This window comes from Microcoleus sp. S13_C3, assembly GCF_036700905.1.
GTDB lineage: Bacteria > Cyanobacteriota > Cyanobacteriia > Cyanobacteriales > Microcoleaceae > Microcoleus.
On sequence record NZ_JAUBPT010000295.1, the window covers coordinates 1 to 3,957 of the forward strand.

Annotated in this window: 3 protein-coding genes; 2 read left to right on the forward strand and 1 reads right to left on the reverse strand. The window is 48.1% G+C overall.

What is annotated here, in order from left to right; translation table 11 throughout:
• The first annotated feature begins 147 nt into the window (after nucleotides 1–147).
• Nucleotides 148–1,767 (forward strand): NAD(P)/FAD-dependent oxidoreductase, encoded by a 1,620-nt coding sequence (locus tag QUA16_RS35930; RefSeq protein ID WP_333109565.1) that lies wholly within the window; start codon nucleotides 148–150, stop codon nucleotides 1,765–1,767.
• A 71-nt stretch (nucleotides 1,768–1,838) separates the two neighbouring features.
• On the opposite strand, the gene QUA16_RS35935 is transcribed toward QUA16_RS35930, so the two are convergent.
• Entirely contained in the window at nucleotides 1,839–2,390 is a 552-nt protein-coding gene (locus tag QUA16_RS35935) for an acireductone dioxygenase (protein ID WP_333109566.1), read from the reverse strand.
• Between the two features lie 227 nt (nucleotides 2,391–2,617).
• On the opposite strand from QUA16_RS35935, the gene QUA16_RS35940 reads away from it, so the two are divergent.
• On the forward strand, nucleotides 2,618–3,583 hold the full coding sequence (locus QUA16_RS35940) for a M48 family metallopeptidase (RefSeq protein ID WP_333109567.1): 966 nt from the start codon (nucleotides 2,618–2,620) through the stop codon (nucleotides 3,581–3,583).
• Nucleotides 3,584–3,957 lie beyond the last annotated feature (374 nt).

Consider the following 3,957-nt stretch of genomic DNA (forward strand, 5'->3'; position numbering starts at 1 on the left):
TGAGTTTGTGTGGAACAGGCATCTTGCCTGTTGTTGAATAAAATTGAGTTTGTGTGGAACAGGCATCTTGCCTGTTGCTAAGCGAGAATGGTGCAACATCTCAGTTAAATCCGTTACCCAATCTGTTGCCGAACTTCCCTCTGCTATATGTTAAGAATAACTGAAATAAAACTCCCCCTAGATCATCCTCAAGATGCGATCGCCGATGCCCTTCTCAAAAAGCTGCAAATTCCCCCGGAAGAATTGCTCGGCTATTCCATCTTCAAGCGCAGCTACGATGCTCGTAAAAAAGGAGAAATCCTCCTTGTCTATATTGTGGATGTAGAGACGACACAGGAAAAGCAACTTCTCCAACGCTTCAAAAAAGATCCTCATGTGATGGTAACACCAGACACGAGCTATCGCTATGTAGCCAAAGCCCCCAGCAATTTGACGATTCGCCCCATTGTGATTGGTACAGGGCCGTGCGGTATGTTTGCAGGTCTGATGCTGGCACAAATGGGGTTTCGCCCTATCCTTTTAGAACGCGGAAAAGCAGTGCGCGATCGCACAGTTGATACCTTTGGATTTTGGAAGAAAAAAGCAGAATTCAACCCAGAATCTAACGCCCAGTTTGGCGAAGGTGGTGCGGGTACTTTTTCCGATGGCAAACTCTACAGCCAAGTTAAAGATCCTCAGCATTATGGACGCAAGGTGCTGACGGAACTTGTGAATGCGGGAGCTTCACCGGAAATTTTATATATTAACAAACCGCATATTGGCACGTTCAAACTGGTGGGAATTGTCCAAAGTCTTCGCGCCCAAATTGAAGCATTAGGCGGAGAAATTCGGTTTCAAAGTCGTGTGGAAGATATCCACATCGAAAATGGAAAAGTGCAGGGACTTACCCTCGCCAGCGGAGAATATATTGCTAGTAATTATATAGTTCTGGCGGTGGGACACAGCGCCCGCGATACTTTTGAAATGTTGTTTTCGCGCGGGGTTTACATCGAACCTAAACCTTTTTCCATTGGTTTTCGGGTAGAACATCCGCAGACTATCATCGATCGCTGTCGTTTTGGCGATCGGGCGGGCCATAAGCTTTTGGGCGCCGCCGATTACAAACTGGTTCACCATTGCCAAAACAATCGTTCTGTGTATAGTTTCTGTATGTGTCCCGGTGGTTTGGTAGTGGCGGCTGCGTCCGAACCGGGGCGACTTGTCACTAATGGGATGAGTCAATATTCTCGCAATGAACGCAATGCTAACAGCGGGATTGTGGTAGGTATCACGCCGGAGGATTATCCCGGTCATCCCTTAGCAGGAATTGAGTTTCAGCGTCGCCTAGAAGAACGGGCATTTGAGTTAGGAGGTGGCACTTACAACGCCCCTGGGCAGCTTGTGGGGGATTTTTTGGCGAATCGCCCTTCCACGGCGCTAGGGGCTGTGCAGCCGTCTTATACGCCGGGAGTTGTGATGACTGATTTGAGCGAAAGTTTGCCAGATTATGCGATCGCAGCTATCCGCGAAGCACTTCCGGCTTTTGACAAACAGATTAAAGGATTTGCGATGGATGATGCGGTTTTGACTGGGGTGGAAACGCGCACTTCTTCACCAATTCGGATTAAACGCAAGGAAGATTATCAGAGTTTGAATACAGAAGGCCTTTATCCTGCTGGGGAAGGTGCAGGATATGCGGGTGGAATCCTGTCGGCGGGGATTGATGGGATTAAGGTGGCGGAGGCGGTTGCTTTGAGCATATTGCAATCTTCAAATCACAAAATTTGAGGCGGGATTTGAGGATTTTTAGATGATTTGAAGATTGCCGTCAACCGTCAACCGTCAACCGTCAACTCTGTTCAAACAGCAGCTAAACGCGATCGAATTTCCGTATCGGTATACTCCGGCGTCCAGCCTTCTGTGGTGGTAAAATAGCGCACCGCTTTAATTTTCCGGGCTGCTGTCAAATAAAACCAGTGTTCTGTATTCGCCGGCACGTTGATAAATTCTTCCGGCTGCACTGTGAGTTCGACTTGGCTGCAGTCGGGCCGCACGAAGCCGAAAATGCCCTCGCCTGCTACGATATAGCGGACTTCATCATCGGCGTGGATGTGGCACTTGTTGAATTTGGACAGCATGGTGTCGAGGTTGGGAATGTCTGGGTGCAGTACAATTAAGTCGCGATCCTGATAGCCTGCACTTTCCGACAATTGTTGAAAGTAGCCGTCGAGGGCTTGCAGCACTTGCTCTTTTTGATTGTCGTCAAGAGCATCTTTAGCTAACAAATTTTGAATTTCAGCGCTGTCACCCACGGGCCAGCGGTTGAGTTGAATGTTTAAGGAAGCGAGTTCTCGGGTAATGTCGCTTTGTTGAGTGTAGGTTGTACCGTTTTCGAGTCGCAGGATAGCCATTTTTGCACGTTCCAATTTTTGGGTGAGGCGATACACAGGCACTCTGAAAGATGTTTGTCGATCGCGCCTGTACCAGAATCACAATTTTAACGCTAATTTGAACAGGCTTTCCGCCCTGTTCCACAACTGTTCAATATTTGTCGCCATAATATTGATAAGTCAGGCGCCAGCTAGCACCAGCAGCGATCGGCAATCCTGATATCTTAAATGTAACTTTTGCAACAACTATGCCTACTTATACGGGAATTTCTAGCGAAGCTTTTCAACATCCCCTCGATCGCCAAGCTGAGGAAGCGTTACGCAGCGTGCCTGGATTTGACTTAATTGCCAGCAAATTTGTAGAATTTGTCTACGAACGACCGCAATTCGTTTACTTAATGGGAAATAGCATTCAAGTCGGGCCACGCCAATATGCCAGCATTTATCATATATTTCGGGAGTGCTTGCAGGATTTAGATGTTTTTCCCGAACCGGGTTTGTTTGTTTCTCAGAATCCCTCAGTTAACAGCTATGCCCTGGGAAAAAACCAGCCTTATGTAGTATTAAACACTGGTCTTTTAGACTTATTGGAGGAGCCAGAAATTCGGGTAGTATTGGCTCACGAGTTGGGACACATTAAATGCGGTCATCCAACTTTAAATCAAATGGCGACGTGGGCGATGAGCGTTGCCTCGACAATTGGCGAGATGACTTTCGGGCTGGGAAATATGGTCGGTAGCGGTTTAATTTACGCTTTTTACGAGTGGCGGCGCAAGGCGGAATTATCGGCAGACCGGGCGGCTTTGTTGGTAACGGATGACTTAAACAGTGTGATGAAGACGATGATGAAACTTGCGGGAGTTAGCAGTAAATATGCTGACCAATGCAGTTTGCAAGAATTTATCCGCCAGTCTGACAACTATCAAGAGCTCGATCGAGACAATCTCAACCAAGTGTATAAGTTTTTACTTTACAACGGCGGCCAGGGTGTGATGCTCAGTCACCCTTTCCCCGTGGAACGTCTGCGGTATTTGCGAGACTGGGCAAGTTCCGAGGAATACCGCCAAATTAAGCTGGGGAACTACAAGCGGGCTGTAGCTGAGGGTGCGGTTGATGTGAAGTCCCAAACGCCTAACAGCGAGACGGAGGCTTTGCGCCGTCAAATTGAAGAGTTGCAGCGGGAGATCGATCGGCAAAAATCAAAGCGAAACTAAGTTTAAATTCCTCGTCCCCTGGCTCCTCGTCCCCTGGCTCCTCGTCTCCAGGCTCTGCCTGGGGATGCAGATCCAGAGGCTCTGCCTCTTCCAATCCAGGCTCCTCGTCCCCAGGCTCCTCGTCCCCAGGCTCTGCCTGGGGATGCAGATCATCCAGAGGCTCTGCCTCTTCTAAAGCGAGGATTAGCGAGGCAGAGCCTCTGGATCTCGGTTCCCAGGCAGAGCCTAGGAACCAGCTAACAAGCTAAATGTTTTGTTGAAAATTTACCGGATTTGAGGGAGGGGGAAACGTAAAAGGAATCCCCAGACTGAGTTTATGTAGTGTGAGATTTATGAAGCTTATAGATTATGTTTTTTTACAATTTGAGATACGT

Excerpts from the sequence above, each read along its gene's own strand:
- QUA16_RS35930 (WP_333109565.1), top strand. The coding sequence starts at position 148 with ATGTTAAGAATAACTGAAATAAAACTCCCCCTAGATCATCCTCAAGAT.
- QUA16_RS35935 (WP_333109566.1), bottom strand. The coding sequence starts at position 2,390 with ATGGCTATCCTGCGACTCGAAAACGGTACAACCTACACTCAACAAAGC.
- QUA16_RS35940 (WP_333109567.1), top strand. The coding sequence starts at position 2,618 with ATGCCTACTTATACGGGAATTTCTAGCGAAGCTTTTCAACATCCCCTC.